13 protein-coding genes are annotated in these 17,400 nt (G+C 65.4%); 11 read left to right on the forward strand and 2 right to left on the reverse strand.

The features are described from left to right. From VM054_06275 to VM054_06305, 7 genes are all read left to right on the forward strand, one after another. Positions 1–1,296, forward strand: a 1,296-nt coding sequence (locus tag VM054_06275; GenBank protein ID HUT98664.1) for a tetratricopeptide repeat protein, incomplete at its 5' end; no start/stop codon positions are given. 193 nt (positions 1,297–1,489) lie between these two features. Next, entirely contained in the window at positions 1,490–2,053 is a 564-nt protein-coding gene (gene pyrR, locus VM054_06280) for a bifunctional pyr operon transcriptional regulator/uracil phosphoribosyltransferase PyrR (protein HUT98665.1), read from the forward strand. 1 nt (position 2,054) lies between these two features. Further along, positions 2,055–2,975 carry an aspartate carbamoyltransferase catalytic subunit gene (locus tag VM054_06285; GenBank protein ID HUT98666.1) on the forward strand — a complete coding sequence of 307 codons (921 nt, stop codon included), beginning with the start codon at positions 2,055–2,057 and terminating at the stop codon, positions 2,973–2,975. Further along, the gene (locus VM054_06290; GenBank protein ID HUT98667.1) at positions 2,972–4,264 is read left to right on the forward strand and encodes a dihydroorotase; all 1,293 of its coding nucleotides are present in this window, start codon (positions 2,972–2,974) and stop codon (positions 4,262–4,264) included. Before VM054_06285 ends, VM054_06290 begins: the two co-directional genes overlap by 4 nt. A 101-nt stretch (positions 4,265–4,365) precedes the next feature. After that, positions 4,366–6,600, forward strand: coding sequence for a M1 family aminopeptidase (locus VM054_06295; GenBank protein HUT98668.1), 2,235 nt, complete (start codon positions 4,366–4,368; stop codon positions 6,598–6,600). A gap of 259 nt (positions 6,601–6,859) precedes the next feature. Beyond that, positions 6,860–9,451: a TIGR03960 family B12-binding radical SAM protein gene (locus tag VM054_06300; protein HUT98669.1), complete on the forward strand. Its 2,592-nt coding sequence runs from the start codon at positions 6,860–6,862 to the stop codon at positions 9,449–9,451. Between the two features lie 46 nt (positions 9,452–9,497). Beyond that, positions 9,498–10,361: an aminopeptidase gene (locus VM054_06305; protein HUT98670.1), complete on the forward strand. Its 864-nt coding sequence runs from the start codon at positions 9,498–9,500 to the stop codon at positions 10,359–10,361. A gap of 410 nt (positions 10,362–10,771) precedes the next feature. Here VM054_06305 and VM054_06310 read toward each other — a convergent pair whose 3' ends face one another. Further along, positions 10,772–11,722: a hypothetical protein gene (locus VM054_06310; protein ID HUT98671.1), complete on the reverse strand. Its 951-nt coding sequence runs from the start codon at positions 11,720–11,722 to the stop codon at positions 10,772–10,774. 302 nt (positions 11,723–12,024) lie between these two features. On the opposite strand from VM054_06310, the gene VM054_06315 reads away from it, so the two are divergent. The 4 genes from VM054_06315 (at position 12,025) to VM054_06330 (ending at position 16,737) form a co-directional block, all read left to right on the forward strand. Continuing rightward, entirely contained in the window at positions 12,025–12,432 is a 408-nt protein-coding gene (locus tag VM054_06315) for a C4-type zinc ribbon domain-containing protein (protein ID HUT98672.1), read from the forward strand. Between the two features lie 299 nt (positions 12,433–12,731). Continuing rightward, positions 12,732–15,215 (forward strand): leucine--tRNA ligase, encoded by a 2,484-nt coding sequence (leuS, locus tag VM054_06320; protein ID HUT98673.1) that lies wholly within the window; start codon positions 12,732–12,734, stop codon positions 15,213–15,215. A 139-nt stretch (positions 15,216–15,354) separates the two neighbouring features. After that, positions 15,355–16,128 carry a hypothetical protein gene (locus tag VM054_06325; GenBank protein ID HUT98674.1) on the forward strand — a complete coding sequence of 258 codons (774 nt, stop codon included), beginning with the start codon at positions 15,355–15,357 and terminating at the stop codon, positions 16,126–16,128. Between the two features lie 93 nt (positions 16,129–16,221). Beyond that, positions 16,222–16,737, forward strand: a complete 516-nt coding sequence (locus VM054_06330) for a flavodoxin domain-containing protein (GenBank protein ID HUT98675.1) — start codon at positions 16,222–16,224, stop codon at positions 16,735–16,737. A gap of 180 nt (positions 16,738–16,917) precedes the next feature. On the opposite strand, the gene VM054_06335 is transcribed toward VM054_06330, so the two are convergent. Next, the gene (locus VM054_06335; GenBank protein HUT98676.1) at positions 16,918–17,367 is read right to left on the reverse strand and encodes a transcriptional repressor; all 450 of its coding nucleotides are present in this window, start codon (positions 17,365–17,367) and stop codon (positions 16,918–16,920) included. Positions 17,368–17,400 lie beyond the last annotated feature (33 nt).

Raw genomic sequence — 17,400 nt, forward strand, 5'->3', positions numbered from 1 at the left:
GAGCTGCTCTACCGCGTCGGGGAGGACGACCGGGCAGAGGAGTTTTTTGGCCGCTTCCTCACCGAGTACCACCCGGAGCTGGACGCCCAAGCGCGCCGCGTCAGCCAGGCGTCGCTCCTGGCGCGGCTGGGGGACCAGACCTTCGACGCCGGTCTCTACGACAAGGCCCGGCAGATGTACCTGCGCGCCTGCGACATGGTGGACCCGAAGAAGGAGCCGGAGCTGGCCGAACGGTGGTCCTCCAACTCCAAGGTTGCGCAGTACCACCGGGTTCTGGCCTTGGAGGGCGAGGTGCCGCAGATCCCCGCCGTTTTCCTCGACACCGTGTCGCGGGAAAAGCTGGACCGGGTGCTGGAATCCTACGCCGACCTGATCGAGAGGTATCCGGAGCACGAGGTTGCAGTGGCGGCCCTCTACCGGCGGGGGCTCATCTTCCAGCTCTGGCTGAAAGACCCCGCGGCGGCCGAGGCGGAATACGCCCGGTTGGCTGCGGATTACCCCGACGACGACCTGGCTCCCGCCGCCCTGTTCCGCGCCGGGCTGATGGCCGAGACGGCGGTCGGCTGGCCCCGGGCACGGGAATATTTTCGCGAGTTGGAGAATCGGTACGATAACAACCCCGAGGCGGAGCTCGTCCCCCTGCGCGAGGCGATTAACGCCGACGATGCCGACGGCCTGGACCGGTTCATCGCGCGCCACACCGACGACCCGGCGTTCTACATCTGGGTCGGCGAGGCCTACGCCGCCCTGGGCCTTATGGCCGAGGGCGGGGGTGACTCCGAGGGGGCCCTCGAGCTCTACACCCGGGCCGTCCAGGAGCACTCCCGGAAGGCGGTCAACCGCTACGGCAGCCCCGTCATCGCCCACGCCTACTACGTTTATGGGGAGAACGGTTTTCACGATTACATGGGCGTGACCGTGGGCGGCGACCTGACCGAGGTCAGGGCGCAGTTGGAGCGTAAAACGGCGCTGATGGACCGGGCCGCCCGCGGCTTCTCGGGCGCGGCGTCCTTCGGTGAGCCGGCCCTGGTGGCCGAGGCCCAGCTCAAGGCCGCCCGGGTTTTCGAGGAATTCGGAGAAATGCTCCAGGACGTCGTCATCACCGGCGGCGCGTCCGACGAGGAGATAAAACAGGCCTACTTCGCCATCAACGACCGGACCTACTTCTACCTCGTCGCGGCGCGGGAGGCCTATAAAACCGCCCTCGCCAGCGCCAGCCTGGAGCCCGAGAGTGAAACCTTCCGCCTCGCGGGCGAGGGTTACCGGCGGCTGGTGGAGATAACCGGCGAGGAATGACGGCGGGGTGCCGACGGCCGCGAAGAGGGCTGGTGAGGTCCCTAACCGCGGACTGAACCGACACGAGAGCGCCGACGGCCGCGAAGAGGGCTGGTGATTCCTTAACCGCAGACTGAACCGACACGAGAGCGCCGACGGCCGCGAGGGGGCAGCGAGGTATTATCCGCGTACCGACTCGCCACGAAGGGTGTACATGGCCGAGAAGAGCCAGGAACTGATTCAGACCGCGGTCGTCGCCGACGGCGCCCGGTTGGAAAAACTCCTCGACGACCTGGTGGAGCGGGTGGCGCGGGAGTTCGCTAAAGAGCCGGACCTCGCCGTGGTAGGGGTGCGCGCCGGCGGCGAGAGGATCGCCCACCTCCTGGCCGAAAGGCTCACCGAGCTGAAGGGGGCACCGGTCCCCCTCGGGTTCGTGGACATCACACTCTACCGGGACGACATCCACCGGTTGGGCTACCTGCCAGAGGTCGGCGCCACGGAGATTGACTTCCCCCTCGACGACGTTGTGGTGCTCCTGGCCGACGACGTCCTCTACACGGGCCGGACCGTCCGGGCCGCCATTGACGAGCTCATAGACTTCGGCCGTCCCAAGGCGATACGCCTCGTCGTCGTCGCCGAGCGGCCGGGGAGGGAGCTTCCCCTCCAGCCGGACTACGTGGGCCTCCGCGTGACGCCCGCCCCGGGAGAGCTGGTCCTGGTGCGGCTGGACGACCCCGAGCCGGGCGTATTCCTCTACCGGCGCAGACGGGTGACGTAAAATGCTCAAGAGCAAAGACCTGTTGGGTATCCGCGAGCTCGATGTCGGCGAGATCGAGCTGATTCTCGACCAGACGGCCAAGCTGGAGGAGGTCTCCACCCGGGCGGTGAAGAAGCTGCCCGCCCTGCGGGGCAAGATAGTCGCTAACCTCTTCTACACCCCCTCCACCCGGACGCGCATATCCTTCGAGAGGGCCTGCAAAGCCCTTTCCGCCGATTTGATCAACATCGGCCAGCTCCCCAGCGCCCTGGGCGAGACCTTGACCGACACCGCCCTGACCCTCCAGGCCATGGGGGTGGACATCATCGTGGTGCGGCACCATCTGGCCGGTGCGCCGGTGCAGCTCGCGCGCAACGTCGAGGCCAGCGTCATCAACGCCGGCGACGGGGCCCACGAGCACCCGACCCAGGCCCTGGTGGACGCCTACACCATCCGCCGGGCCCGGGGGCGGATCGAGGGGCTGAAGGTCGCCCTGCTGGGTGACATCCGCCACGCCTCGGCCATCAAGAGCGACCTTTTTTGCCTGGTCAAGCTGGGGGCCCAGGTCGCCGTGGGCGCCCCCAGCACCATGATTCCCGAGGGGCTCTCCGAGTTCGGCTGCCAGGTCTTCCACACCGTCGAGGAGGCGGTGGACGCGGCCGACGTCATCATCACCACCCGCGTCAGCCTGGACTACGGAAACGACAAGCTCCTGCCCAGCCTCCGGGAGTACTCCCGCTTCTACAGCCTGAACACCGAGCGGCTCGCGCTGGCCAAGCCCGACGTGATGATCCTGCACTCCGGGGCCATCAACCGCGGGGTGGAGGTCACCGCCACCGTGGCCGAGCGTGCCCGTCCCCACCTCCAGCGGCAGATAGCCGCCGGGGTCACCGTCCGCATGGCGGTGCTCTACCTCCTTGCGATGGGGAAGGGGGTGGCGTGAAGGCGCTGCTCTTGAAAGGCGGGCGGGTTCTGGACCCGGCCAACGACCTGGACTCACCTGCCGACATCTTGATCGAGAAGGGCCTCGTCGCCCTGGTGGGGCGGGACGTCGCCGCCGAGGGCGCGGAGGTCCTCGACTGCTCGGGTCTTCTGGTTACGCCGGGGCTCCTGGATACCAAGGTCCACTTGAACGAGCCCGGCCGCGAGGACCGGGAGACCATCGCCACCGGCACCCGGGCCGCCGCCCTGGGGGGCTACACCGCCGTCGCCTGCCGCAGCACGCGGGAAATGGTGATGGACAACCAGACGGTGGTGCAGTTCATCCGCCGTCGGGCCGCCCGGGACGGCGTGGTGCGGGTCTTTCCCATCGGCGCGGTGACCAAGGGCATGGCGGGGAAGGAACTGGCCGAGCTGGGCGAGCTGGCCGTCGCCGGAGCCCTGGCCGTTTCCGACGATGACCACCCCGTGGCCGACGCCGCCGTCATGCGCCGCGCGCTCATCTACGCGCGGATGTTCGAGCTCCCCGTTCTCAGCTTCCCCCTGGACCCGGAACTCGCCGCCGACGGGGTGATGCACGAGGGGCGGACGAGCACCGAGCTCGGTCTGCCCGGCGTCCCCTCGGTGGCCGAGGAGGTGATCGCCGCCCGCGAGGTCATCTTAGCCGATTCCCTGGGATGCCCCGTCCACCTGAGCCCCGTATCCAGCGCCGACACCGTGGACATCATCCGGTACGCCCGCGAGCGCGGCGTTCCCCTGAGCGCCGAGGTGACGCCCCACAACCTGCTCCTGACCGGCGCCGCCTGCGAGGGATACGACACGAACGCCAAGGTCTCCCCTCCCCTGAGAACCGACGCCGACCGGAGGGTCCTGGTTGGCGCGGTGGCGGACGGGACCATTTCCGTCATCGCCAGCGACCACTCACCCTGCACCGTGGCCGAGAAGCAGACCGAGTTCGCCCGGGCCGCCGACGGCATCGCCGGCCTCGAGACGGCCTTCGCCGCCCTCTACACCGGATTGGTCCTCACCGGCGAGCTCCCCCTGGAACGCCTCGTCCGGGCCATGACCACCGCGCCGGCCAAGGTCCTGGGGCTCGCCCTCGGCTCCCTGACCCCGGGCTACCCCGCCGACGTGACCGTCTGGGATCTGGCGCGTGAGTGGACGGTGGACGTGGAGGCTTTCGCCAGCAAGGGGCGCAACAACCCCTTCCACGGAGCGCGGCTGAAAGGCAGACCCGCGGCGGTCCTAGTGGGCGGTCGCTTCGTCGTACGGGAAGGTAAACTGGTCGGTTGACGGTCGGGCATCCCCCCGCCCCACCCCATCCCTTGCGGCGGGGCGTTTTTTATGCGAACATGGGTATGTAGAAGTGCGGCAGTTAAAAATCGGAGTTCACGATGCGCATTTTCCTGATGGTCTTCGTTCTCTCGGCCTTCGGGGTTTCGGCCCACGTTCCACCGACGCTGGACCCCTATTTCGATGCCGCGGCCCTGGAGGCGGCGGCCAAGGCCACCGCCGCGGCGAAGGCCGTCCAGCGCGGCGAACCGGAACGGGCGGGCGCGGATTTCGACCAGGAAAACCTGGACCTGAGCCTGACCCTGAAGTATTTCGGCGACATCGAGCCCGTGTGGTGCACCCTGGACGGCACCGCCGCCTGGACCCTGAAATCCACCGAAAACGGCCTCCACTTCGTCGAGATGGAGCTGGCCGAGGAGCTCACCGTCGGTGCAGTCCTCCGCGACCAGTTGTACCTCGATTTTGAGCGCTCCGGGGACATCCTCACCATAACCCTCGACCGGACCTTCGACATCGGGGATAGGTTCACGATCGTCATCGAGTACTCCGGCATCCCCCCCTACGGCATGTACGCCGACACGGCCAACGGCGGCATCATCCACACCTTCACCGAGCCCTACGACTCGAGCGGCTGGTTCCCCTGCTACGACTCACCCGACGACCGGTTCTCCTGCAACCAGAGCTACACCGTCCGCGACGACTGGCTGGTGGCCTCCAACGGCGAGCTGATGTCCACCGTGGATAACGGCGACGGCACGAAGACCTTCAACTGGGAGGCCGACTTCGACATGCCGACCTACCTGGTGGCCATGGCCGCCAGCGACTACTACTTCTTCTACGATACCTTCGACATCGGTCAGGGTCCCCAGCACGTGGACAACTGGGTCTATTGGGAACACGCACCCGAGGCCGAGGAGGACCTCTCCATCGCCCCGGAGATGGTCGAGTTCAACTCGGGGCTTTTCACCGACTACAAGTACCCCCGCTTCGGTCACATGATAACCGAGATCGGCGGGGCAATGGAGCACACCACCACGACCACCTACTCCTCCGGTTTCATCATCGGCGACCATACCTGGGATTGGGTGGTCGTCCACGAGCTGGGGCACCAGTGGTTCGGCGACTGGATCACCTGCGAAACCTGGGCGAACATCTGGCTCAACGAGGGGTTCGCCAGCTACGTGGAGGCGTTCTGGGCCGAGCACATCGGTGGAGCGGAGGGGCTTCGCAACTACATGGCGGGGTTCAAGGTCCAGTACTTCAACGAGGATTCCTATTACCGCTACCCGGTCTACGACCCCGACTTCCTCTTCGGCACCACCGTCTACAAGAAGGGGGCGTGGGTGCTGCACATGCTCCGGCACCGGGGCGACGACAATACTTTTCTGAACATGCTCCGGGAGTACGTCTCCGACGACGACTCGGGCACCGTCACCACCGAGGAGCTCATCGCCGTGGCCGAGGACTACTACGGCGGTCCCGGCTCCCTGGATACTTTCTTCGACCAGTGGGTCTACAAGGCCGGTTACCCCGAGTACGACGTTGTCGTCTGGAGCGAACAGACCCCGAACGGCTGGATGTGCCATATCCGGCTCTCCCAGATGCAGGACTCCTCCGACGGAATAACCCCCGAAGTCTTCGTCACCCCGGTGGACCTCCAGCTCGTCACCGTGGATGGCACGGTGGACGTGGTTTTCGACGATGACCAGCGGGTGGACGAACAGGCCTTCTCCGTGCCCGCCGCCATCTCACGGGTCGTCTTCGACCCGAACGGCTGGCTCCTGTACAAGCTCGGGAACTCCGACGCGCCGGTGGTCGAGCTCACCGCCGTTCCCGACGGGGACGGGGTGCTCGTCACCTGGTCCGTCGAGGGCGACGTGCTGGGTATCGAGCTCTACCGCGATGACGGTCTCGGCGAGGTGAAGCTGCACTCGAACGAGCTCGAACCCCGGGGACGGTTCCTCGACCGGCCCGCCTCCCCCGGCAGCTACCGCTACCGCATGGAGACCCTTTCCTCCGACGGTTCCAGGCAGAGCTACCTCTCGTCCTGGGTGGACTGGCGGGAGAGCGCCGCCCCCCTGGCCCTGTCCGCGCCCTGGCCCTGCCCGGCGACGGGAGGGTTCAGCGTGGCCTTTAGTTTGCCCCGGACCGCTCAAGTGGCTCTGAATCTTTACGATCTCGCCGGCCGTCGGGTGGCCGTTGCGGCCGGGGGCGAGTACACCGCGGGGCGCCACGAGGTCGCTTTCGATTCGACCGGGCTGCCGAGCGGCGTGTACCTCTTGAAGTTGGATACCGACTGCGGCGTCCGGACGAGCCGGATCGTCATCGCCCGCTAGGCCGCCGGACAAGTTCCCTGGTTCAGACGTTTAGAGCCGGTGGAAGGCGCATGCGAACCGGGCGGGCTGCTCGAAGAGCACGTCGGGGGACGGTCGGGTGGGCCGTTCCCGCCGGTCCCACGTAACCCCGTCCGCGGCACCCTTCGCCGGTGACGGTCCGCCGATTCGCCCAACCGAGGCGATTCCGGTCAGTCAGGAAACGACGATCCCGTGAGACAAGGGCGTGGGTCCATCCCCCGCCCTTTCCAGAAAGGCGCCCTTGCTCAAGGACGAGGATTTTTCCCGGATGCTCCTGTCGGTGGAGCGGCCGGCACGCTACGTCGGCGGCGAGTGGGGCGCCTACCGCAAGAACCCCGCCGGCCTCGTCAACGTTTGCTGGTGCTTTCCCGACACCTACGAGATCGGGATGAGCAATCTGGCGGGGCGGATAATCTACGACCGGCTCAACCGGAATCCCGACGCCGCCTGCGACCGCTGTTTCCTGCCCTGGACGGACATGCAGGAGGCCCTCGTCCGCCGCGGCCTCCCTCTCTTCTCCCTGGAGCAGAGACGACCCCTCCACGCCTTCGACGTCGTGGCCGTGACCCTCGGCTACGAGCTATCCTACACGAATTTTCTGAAAATGCTGGAGCTGGGGGGGATACCCCTCACCGCCGCAGAGCGCGGGGACGGCCCGCCGCTGGTGATCGTCGGCGGCCCCTGCACGACCAACCCCGAGCCGCTGGCGGACTTCGTGGACGCCGGCTTCGTGGGGGAGACGGAGGATTTCCTCCCCGAGCTGGTTCGGGCGGTGGCGGGTGCCCGAGGCGATGCCGGTTTCGACAAGCGTGCCGCCCTCGAGGAACTCGGCCGCTGCGCCGGGGTTTACCTGCCGAACCGGATTCGCATCGGCACCGAGGACGCCACCGGTCAGCTCGTTCCCGACCCGGGCTCCGCGGCGGTGGATCGGCGACTGGCCGGCCTCGATCCCCACATCGAAAGCCCCCTGGTCCCCGGGACCGACATCGTCCACGACCGGGTCACCCTGGAGGTGATGCGCGGCTGCACGGGCGGCTGCCGCTTCTGCCAGGCGGGGATGATCTACCGTCCCGTCCGCTCCCTGGAGGCCGACGAGGTCTTCGACGAGCTGGTGCGCCAGCTCCGGCTCACCGGCTACGACGAGGCCAACGTGTCCAGCCTCTCGTCAACGGACTGGCGGGGGCTCGCCCGTCTGGTGGAGCGGGTGCTGACCGAGTTCGGACACCGCGGGCCCTCGATCAGCTTCCCCAGCCTGCGGGTGGGCGAGGCGGTCATCCGGCTCGAGTGGCTCCTGTCGGGCCGGAGGCTGGGCTCGTTGACCATCGCCCCCGAGGCCGGGAGCGAGCGACTCCGGGAGGTCATCAACAAGCCCCATTTCACCAACGACGAGGTGGTGCAACTGGCCCGGCGGATATTCGAGACGGGCTTCACCACGCTCAAGCTCTACTTCATGTTCGGGCTGCCCACGGAGACCGGGGAGGACCTGGCGGCCCTAATCGCCCTGTCGCGGCGCTGCGCGGAGGTTTCCGGCAAAAAGCAGATGGTCAACGTCGCCCTCTCCCCCTTCATCCCGAAGCCGCACACCCCCTTCCAGTGGGCCGCCCAAACGTCCCTCGCGGAGCTGGAGGAGAAGCTGGCCCGCCTGCAGGGCGACCTGCGGCACCGGAAGATAAATATCAAATGGAACAGCCCACGGATGGCCCTGGTCGAGGCCGCCCTGACCCGGGGCGACCGGCGGGTGAGCCGGGCGATTCTGGAGGCGCACAGGCGCGGGGCGGTTTTCGACGCCTGGGACGAATTCTTCGACCTCGGACGCTGGCGTGAGTCCTTCGCCGCGGCCGGTCTGAGCCTGGAGGAGTACGCCAACCGGGAGCTCCCCCTCGACGCCCGCCTGCCCTGGGATTGCGTGAACAACCTGGTCCATAAAACCTACCTCCTGGAGGAGCGCGCCCGGGCGATGGAGGGAAAAATTTCCCTGGACTGCCGCCGGTCCGGGTGCAACGTGTGCGGGGTGGAGCCCGAGCTGTGCGAGCCCGGCACCCTCGGCGCGCTGGAGGGGGAGCTCGAGCGCCTGATGCTCTACCCGCCGGAGCCCAACCTCCCCGAGCCGCCCCTCAAGGTCCGGGTGAGGTTCGAGTTCGAGAAAATCTGGCCCGCCTCGCTCCTGGGACACCTGGAATTGAAGAACCTCCTGGCGCGGTCCATCCGCCGGGCCGGGTACACCCTGCGGATGTCCTCGGGGTTCAACCCCCAGCCGCGGCTGGTCGTGGCCCTGCCCCTCCCCCTGGGCGTGGAGAGCAGGGCCGAGGTGGCCGAGGTGGAGCTGGCCACCTGGTTCTCCGAAAAGGTGTTCGTCGAGAGCCTGAACCGCAGCCTGCCGCCGGGGGTTTCGGTCAAGCGGGCGGTGGAGTTGCGCCCCGGGGCGCCGAAGCTCTCCGAGTGCGTCCGTGTGGCCGAGTACCTGGCCGGCTTCAAGAGGCCCCCGGAGGGTTTCTCCGAAAAAATAGCGCAGGTTCTGACCCAGAAAAAGCTCCTCGTCACCCGGGTCAAGGACGGCGAATCGAAGGAGTTCGAGGTCAGGGCTTCGCTACTCGATTTGCAGATCCGCGGGGGACTTTTAAAATTTTCCCTCTGGTTCGAGCCCTCCGTACCCTCCCTACGCGTGGACGAGCTCTGGTCGGTGCTCGGTATCCCACCGGACCGACAACCGGAGACGGTCCGGACGGGGATGCGGGGGGTGGACCACCGGGGCGCCTTCCACGATCTATTCTCCGACCCCATGGTGCTGCCCTGGTGGGAGGGGGGAGGGGTCAGGCCCAAATCGAAGGGATAGACTACTGCGAACCCTCTGACGTTGAACCCCAGCCCGAGAGGAGCCGATGATAACCGCCGAGCTGAAGAAGGCCGCCGAAATCGCCGTCCTCAGGTGTATGGGCGTGAAGGCGGGCGAGTCGGTGCTGATCGTGGTGGACACACCCCAGCGCGACTTCGGTCCCCTCTTCTCCTCCCCCTGCCTCGCGGCGGGGGCCGAGCCGCTCATTCTGGAGATGACGCCCCGGGGGAGCCACGGCGAGGAGCCGCCGGAGGCCGTGGCCCGGGCGATGCTGGGGGCCGACGTGATTCTCATGCCCACCAGCAAAAGTCTCAGCCACACCGCAGCGCGGCTGGCCGCCACCCGAGCGGGGGCGAGAATCGCCAGCCTGCCCACCATAACTCCCGAGGTTATGGGCCGCACCCTCGTCGCGGATTATGACGAGATAGAGCGGCGCAACGAGCGTCTGCTCGGCGTACTCGGCGGGAAGAGCCGGGTCAGGCTCGGCACCCCCGCCGGGACGGACCTCACTTTCTCCATCGAGGGGCGGACCTTTCACGCCGACGGCGGCATCAATCACCGGCCGGGAGATTTCGCCAACCTGCCCGCGGGTGAGGTTTACGTGGCGCCCGTGGAAGGCACAGCGGTGGGCCTTCTGGTCGTGGACGGCTCCATGGCCGGCGTGGGACTCCTGACCGACCACATCGAGCTGGTGGTGACCGACGGGTCGGTGGTTGAAATCCGGGGGGGGCGAGGAGGCCGAGGAACTGGAGAGGCTCATCACGCCCTACGGGTGGGACGCCCGCAACGTGGCCGAGCTGGGAATCGGTACCAACGAGACGGCGACGGTTTCCGGGAATGTCCTGGAGGACGAGAAGGTTTTGGGCACCTGCCACGTGGCCCTCGGCGACAACTCGACCTTCGGGGGTAGGGTGAGCGTGGCGAGCCACCTGGACGGAATCGTCCGCGGACCCACCCTGGAGGTGGACGGCGAAGTGATTCTGGACGGAGGGGAGCCGGTGGGCTGGTAGTGCTCGGGCCCGCGGAGGGTGGCCGATGTGGCGAGGGCTGCCCTATTCCCCCTTCCCACTCTGAGGGAGTCTGCGAGGCACGGGCCGGGGAGGGGGGCGGCGGGGATGGGTATCTGCGACCGAAGGTAATCCCCGCCCTTTTCGGCGGCCCGTGGAAGGGCCGCCATACACCTTTTACATTCAGCATCTCTTCTTTTAAAAGTGTGCTGACAGATCGTTAGCGGTCGTCTCAACATCGTGCTGGTCCGAATTGAAGTGGTGATCCCTAAAAAAAACGGCGGACCGCGGTCCGCCGTGTTACGTGAGAAGTCTAGAACTGCGCCTTAATGGACCCCCAGCTCGTTTCGGTGACGCTATCTTCTTCAATCCACTGACCACCGAGGACGAGGGTGGTCGGGCTGTCGGGGTAGCCGGGCGGATTGGAGAAAATCTTCGTGTAGTACTCTTCGTCGTAGTCAACGATTTTGTTGAAGTTGTGGGGGTTGATCACCATTCCCAGCAGTTCGTACGTGGCGTACCACCAGGCTGGGTTGTTGATGTTCTTGGCGATGGGATGCGAGGGGTCCTCGGCGGGGAGAAGGAATTCGAAGACGCTGAACCGCTTGATCCAGATGGTGTTTTTCGGGAGGAACGCGAGCTGCATGCCGGAGGGATCGGGCACATCGTTCCAGGTCCCCGCGAGGATCAGCTTGCCGCCGAGGCCGACGTAGGTCGAGTACTCGCTGCGGGTGTGGAGCCGGTTTTCTACCCACTCATCGCCGATCATGACGATGTCGTAGAGGGGTTGCCCGGCGTCCACCAGCGGGTCGTTGCCGGTGATGTGGACCAGATCGAAGGTGCAGCCCACGCCGGAGAGGTTGTCCTCCAGATACTGCATAAAATCAATGTCCCAGGGCGGGAAGGGGGGATACCCTTCCTGGAGCCCGTTGGGTATACCGAACTCGCCCATGCAGCCAATGGTCCCCGAGGTAACGCTCTGGGCATCGGGGTCGAGGAGGTAGGTCATGCAGTTGTACACCAGCCGCAGCGCCTGGTCGTTGGCGTAGAAATCATACCCCCACAGATCCGTGTGGGAGTACTGGGCCGCGGCGAGGAACATGCGGGCCCCGCAGAAGATAACCTCGGGGACGTAGACCCAACCCGCCGGACGGGACTCGGATTGGGCGGCCAGGGGGTTTTGTGTGTCGGAGAAAACGCTGATGTTGGCTAACGCCGGAGAGAAGGTCAGTACGACCAGTAATGTTAACAGCATCCTTCGCATTTCAAGCCCCCGTAGCACTTGTGACCTCATCTCGGTAAACGCCGAGGGGTCGTTCGATTTCCGGTGGGTTGGTTTGTTTTCGAAGTAATTATAGCCCGAATTTCGAGTGTGTTCAGACGGCGGGTGCGTATTTATAAAATTGATGCGCTCGCCGGGCGTTTCAAAATTAGCGTATATACTACCCACCACGTTTAAAAATACCCTAAAAAACCGTTATCGTCAAGAGTGGATTTTACTGTGCCGCTTGCTTTTTTTCCGCGCCGACCTTAGAATCAAACCGCTCTTAAGGGTAAGGGGGTGTCTTGAGAGAGCAGCTGCGTCTGGTGGCTAAGCTGCAAGAAATGGATCACCTGCTACACCGCCTGGGCCACGCCCTGGAGGATCTACGCAACGAGGGTCTGTCCGACGACGAGATCCGCGCGATCAGCATGGAGCTGGAACAGATCGCCACGGGCAAGGACGAAATGAAGGACAAGATCAAACGCGATCTTCTTGTCCACTACCAGCGCTTCTACCAGCGTCACAACCTGAACGCCGTGTCCAAGATGCTGGGCGGAGTGTGCCAATCCTGCCACGTCACCGTTCCCAGCGGTAGAGCCCTGTTGGTGCGTCGTGGAGAAACCCTCGAGTTCTGCGAGAACTGCGGCGCCATCCTCATCTACGAGGAGGAGAAGCAGGCCCCGCCCGCGGGTCGGGGCGGATCGGCTTGACAAACGCCGGACCGTGACCTATATTTTACCGGGGCATAACTCGCTTCGCTTCGTTTCACCGGCCGTTTGCCGGAGGTTTTCGGGAGTTACCGATGATGATGGAGAACCGTTTCCAGATGTACCGCGAGCGTCGTCACGGAGCGCACCATTCGTCTTCGGTGAGCCCGCTTACTCTCGCCTTGGAAAGGCGGCAAGGGTAGCGGGATAACGTTCTACACGAGACCCGCGCCACTGGACGCGGGTTTTTTACTACCGCTGTAGATTACTGCTTCGCCGTCGCAGACTTGAGGAGTTTTTCTATGACCGAGCCGTACAGGCCCAAAGACGTGGAAGCTAAGTGGCTGGACCGTTGGGACACGGGTTTCTGCCGCTTCGCGCGCCCCGATCGCCCCCTCATCGGCCAAAGGCCCAAATACTACGTCCTGGACATGTTCCCCTACCCCTCGGGGACGCTCCACATGGGCCACGCCCGTAACTACTCCATCGGGGACGTCATCGCCCGTTACCGCCACCGCCGTGGGTACGAGGTGCTGCACCCCATGGGCTGGGACGCCTTCGGGCTGCCCGCGGAGAACGCCGCCATCAAACACGGCACCGACCCCGACGAGTGGACGCGGGCGAACATCGCCTCCTTCAAGCAGGCCATGCGGCGGATCGGCATCCCCTACAACTGGGACCGCGAGGTGGACACCTCGAAGCCGGACTACTACCGCTGGACCCAGTGGCTGTTCCTGAAATTGTTCGAGATGGGGCTGGTGGAGCGCAAGGAGAGCTCCGCCAACTGGTGCCCGAGCTGCCGGACGGTGCTGGCCAACGAGCAGGTCGTGGGCGGCCGCTGCGAGCGGTGTAAGGACGAGGTGACGCAGAAGGTCCTGGAACAGTGGTTCTTCAAAATCACCGACTACGCCCAGGAGCTCCTGGACGATCTGGACATCCTGGAGGACTGGCCCGCCGAGGTGAGGACCATGCAGCGGAACTGGATCGGCCGCTCCGAGGGGGTCGAGTTCGACCTGCGCGTCGAAGGCTTCGGCGAGCCCTTCGGAGTTTTCACCACCCGGGTGGACACCGTTTACGGGATGACCTACGTGGTGCTGGCCCCTGAGCACCCGCTGGTGCGGCGCCTGGTCGCGGGGACGGAGCGGGAGGCCGAGGTCGGCGCCTTCGTGGACCGGGTTTTGAACCAGGACCGCTTCCTGCGCGCCGCCGACGAGACGGAAAAAGAAGGTGTCTTCACCGGGCGCCACGCGGTCAATCCCGTCAACGGGAAACGGGTGCCCGTCTGGGTGGCCAACTACGTCCTGTTGGAGTACGGCACCGGCATCGTCATGGCCGTGCCGGCCCACGACACCCGCGACTTCGCCTTCGCCAGGAAGTACGGCCTGGAAATTCTGCCGGTCGTCATGCCCCCCGGGGAGATCCTGACGGCCGACACGATGACGGACGCCTATGTCCTGCCTGGGATTTTGGCCGACTCGGGCCCCTTCGACGGCCGGACGTCCGCCGAGGCGGTGGACGGCATCGCCGACATGATGGAGGCCGGGGGCTACGGCCGCCGGCGGGTGAACTACCGCCTGCGCGACTGGTGCATCTCGCGCCAGCGTTACTGGGGCACGCCCATCCCCCTTATCCACTGCGAGAAGTGCGGCGTGGTTCCCGTGCCCTACGACGACCTGCCGGTGCTCCTGCCCCGCATCGTGAACTTCCGGCCCAAGGGCCACCCGCCGCTGGCCGAGGCGGAGGACTGGGTCCGCGTGAAGTGCCCGAAGTGCGGCGGCCCGGGGCGGCGCGAGGTCGAGACAATGGACACCTTCGTGGACAGCTCCTGGTACTTCCTGCGCTACGCCAGCCAACCGACGGACCGGCCCTTCGACAAAAAAACCGTGGACCGCTGGCTGCCCGTGGACACCTACATCGGCGGCATCACGCACGCCATCATGCACCTGATGTACGCCCGTTTCTTCGCCAAGGCGCTGCGCGACGCGGGGTTGCTATCCTTCTCCGAGCCGTTCACCCGCCTCTTTACCCAGGGCATGGTGACCCTGGGCGGAAAGGCCATGAGCAAGAGCCGGGGCAACACGGTGGGCATCGAGGACATCACCGGGCGCTACGGCGCCGACACGGGGCGGATGTTCACCCTCTTCGCCACGCCGCCCGACAAGGAGATGGAGTGGACCGAGGAGGGAGTGGAGGGGGTGTACCGCTTCCTGGGCCGCGTCTGGCGGCTCTTCGACGGCCGGTGGCGGTTGACGAGCTTCGATTACGCCCCCGCGTCGCTCTCCGGGGCGCTCCGTGAGTTGCACCGCAAACGCCACGCCACGGTGAAGAAGTTCACCGAGGACATCGAGCGCATCCACTTCAACACGGCCATCGCGGCGGCCATGGAGCTGGTCAACGACATATACGCCCTGGAAACAGCTGGGGGCATCCCCGACGGGGCGCACACGGTGGTCGCCGCCTGCCTGCGCGACCTAGTGGACGTCCTGGCACCCATCGCCCCCTTCATCTGCGAGGAACTGAACGGGCGCTTCGGCGAAAAAGAGTCGGTCCACGACCGCCCCTGGCCCGAGTGGGATTCCAGCGCCCTGGAGGTGGAGTCGGTGATGCTGGCGGTGCAGATAAACGGAAAAATCCGCGGGCAGATAACAGTCTCCGCAGAGGCCGGTGATGACGAGATTCGCAATGCCGTCTTCGGGATGGAAAACATTGCACGCTACACCGACGGCAAAGTTCTCAAGAAATTCATCGTCGTACCCGGGCGGCTGGTGTCCATCGTGGTCCAGTGAGCCGAGACCCCGACTCCTGGAGGCGGCACGCCGTTTGAGCAGACCATTGCCCGACAATTTTCCAGCGGCCTCCGTGGGCAACCGACGCACCGCTGTTCTCGTCAATCGGAAAACCGCAGCTCTCCGCATGGAGGAGCCGATGAACGAAGGGGAGAGACGCTTCTGGTGGGGACGGACGGCCCTGGTGGTCGTCGTCTACCTGACCAGTTGGGGGCTGCTGCAGTGGCTGGGTCGGGCGCTGGAGGGATGGGCCGAAGCCCTGAGCCTGGCCCTGTTCATGATGCTCTACGTCGCGGCGTCGGGTATCCTCCTGCCCCTGAACGTTGGAAGCAAAGCGGGCCTGCGACTCCGCGAACCCAGCCGGGGTTGGAGACCGTGGGTCGGCGCTCTGCTGCTGATAGTCGCCCTGGGCGCGGGTTTGCTGGGTTCCGGCGTGCTGACGGAACTGCTCGCAACTCCCCCGGGCTGGACGGTAATCCTGAAATACATGTTGCTGTTCCTGCCGATGAGCCTGGCCGTGGCCCTGGTCAGCTTCTGGTTGGTGCCTTTAACGGTACTTAAAAGGTTCGGGTCGGGTCTCGGGGGGACACTGACCGCAGTCGCCGCCGGTGGGGTGGTAAGCTTCCTCGGCTTCTGGGTGGACGGCCTGTTCGGTGACCCGGCGACGGCCCTGATCATGGGCTTTTTGGGTTTACTCTTAACGGCCGCCGTGGTTTTTCTACGTTCCATCTGGCTGGTCTACCCGGTCTTCGCCCTGCTGATGCTGACCAATACTCTGGTCGAGGGGAAATACCACGGTGTGAGTTGGTGGGCTCTGGGCGTAGGGTTTGCGGTGGCGTTGGCGGCGCTCATCGTCGGTTTGCGGGGCGGGCGGAAGGGATTAGAGGCGCGGCGGGTTGAACCAACCGGGTGAACCGCGAGGGGCGTGGTGAATATCATGGTCGTCGCATGATATTCGCGCGGAGTTCGGACGGTTCGCTGATCAGCGCGAGCTTAAGGAGGACTGATGAAGGTTCTGGTCGGCTACGCCAGTGGCTACGGCTCGACTAAGTCCTACGCCGAGGTAATCGTCGAGGAGCTGAGTCGGGCCGGGCACGAGACCGACGTTTTTCCGGCCCAGAAGGTCAGAGACCTCGCGTTCTACGATTTCGTCGTCATCGGGGGGAGCATCCGGGCGGGGACGTGGCTCGGACCGGCCGTAAGACTGACCAAGAGGGCGGTGAAGGCGGGAAAGAGACACGCCGTCTTCTTCTGTTGCCTGGCCGCCCAGACCGAGGAGGGGAAGCAGAAGGTTTTCGGGGAGTATTTCGATAAAGTCAAGGAGAAGGTTCCCGGCCTCGCCCCCCTCGCAATCGGCGCCTTCCCCGGTGTGGCGAACTATGCGGAGTACCGCTTCCCCGTCAAGGGGATCATGACCGGGATAGCCAAAAAGGAGGGGGTTGATATCTCGGTGAACCAGGATTACCGGGAGCTGGAGACGGCCCGGGACTGGGCCCGGGAACTGGTCCAGAAGATGGGATAGGTGGACGGTCGCCCCTGCGGGTGAGATTTGCGGGGTATGAACGTAGGGGCGGGTGTCCACACCCGCCCGTTTGAGCCCGTGCATCGAAAGAAACGGAGTTGTCTAACCTCGCCAAGATCCCACATCGCGTAACTGGAAAAAAGGCGCCCGGAGCGCCTTTTTCAATGCCTCAGGAATCCGCTAGTGCCTGCTTCCGTTGCGGCAATGCGAGCAGTAGCCGATTATCTCCAGGGAGTGGGAGACGTTCTCGAAGTCGTTCTCCATGCAAATCCTGTCCTGCAGCTTTTCCATTTCGGAGCTGCGAATTTCGATGACCCGCCCGCAGGAGCGGCAGATCAGGTGGTCGTGATGCTCGGCGCCAATCTCGTAGTGCCGGTGTCCCTCACCGAGGCTGGAGCAGGTCAAGAGGCCGGTCTCCACCAGGAGGTCCAGGGTTCGGTACACGGTGGCCCGACTGACGTACAGAGGTCCCCTTGACAGTTCCCGGGCTATCTCCTCGGCGCTCGGGTGACCCTGGTGCTCCCAGGCGGTTTTGAGAATGGCGAGGCGCTCGACGGTGCAGCGGAGACCGCGCAGGGCGAGGTACTTCCTCAAGGAGTGCTCGGCCTCTTCGTAGGTGGGGATGGCCATGGCGGACCTCCCAAATGAGAATACATCTCACCC

The organism is bacterium (assembly GCA_035528375.1).
GTDB lineage: Bacteria > RBG-13-66-14 > RBG-13-66-14 > RBG-13-66-14 > RBG-13-66-14 > RBG-13-66-14.

Excerpts from the sequence above, each read along its gene's own strand:
- VM054_06285 (HUT98666.1), top strand. The coding sequence starts at position 2,055 with ATGCTCAAGAGCAAAGACCTGTTGGGTATCCGCGAGCTCGATGTCGGC.
- VM054_06305 (HUT98670.1), top strand. The coding sequence starts at position 9,498 with ATGATAACCGCCGAGCTGAAGAAGGCCGCCGAAATCGCCGTCCTCAGG.
- VM054_06330 (HUT98675.1), top strand. The coding sequence starts at position 16,222 with ATGAAGGTTCTGGTCGGCTACGCCAGTGGCTACGGCTCGACTAAGTCC.
- VM054_06335 (HUT98676.1), bottom strand. The coding sequence starts at position 17,367 with ATGGCCATCCCCACCTACGAAGAGGCCGAGCACTCCTTGAGGAAGTAC.
- leuS (HUT98673.1), top strand. The coding sequence starts at position 12,732 with ATGACCGAGCCGTACAGGCCCAAAGACGTGGAAGCTAAGTGGCTGGAC.
- VM054_06325 (HUT98674.1), top strand. The coding sequence starts at position 15,355 with ATGAACGAAGGGGAGAGACGCTTCTGGTGGGGACGGACGGCCCTGGTG.
- VM054_06310 (HUT98671.1), bottom strand. The coding sequence starts at position 11,722 with ATGCGAAGGATGCTGTTAACATTACTGGTCGTACTGACCTTCTCTCCG.
- VM054_06295 (HUT98668.1), top strand. The coding sequence starts at position 4,366 with ATGCGCATTTTCCTGATGGTCTTCGTTCTCTCGGCCTTCGGGGTTTCG.
- pyrR (HUT98665.1), top strand. The coding sequence starts at position 1,490 with ATGGCCGAGAAGAGCCAGGAACTGATTCAGACCGCGGTCGTCGCCGAC.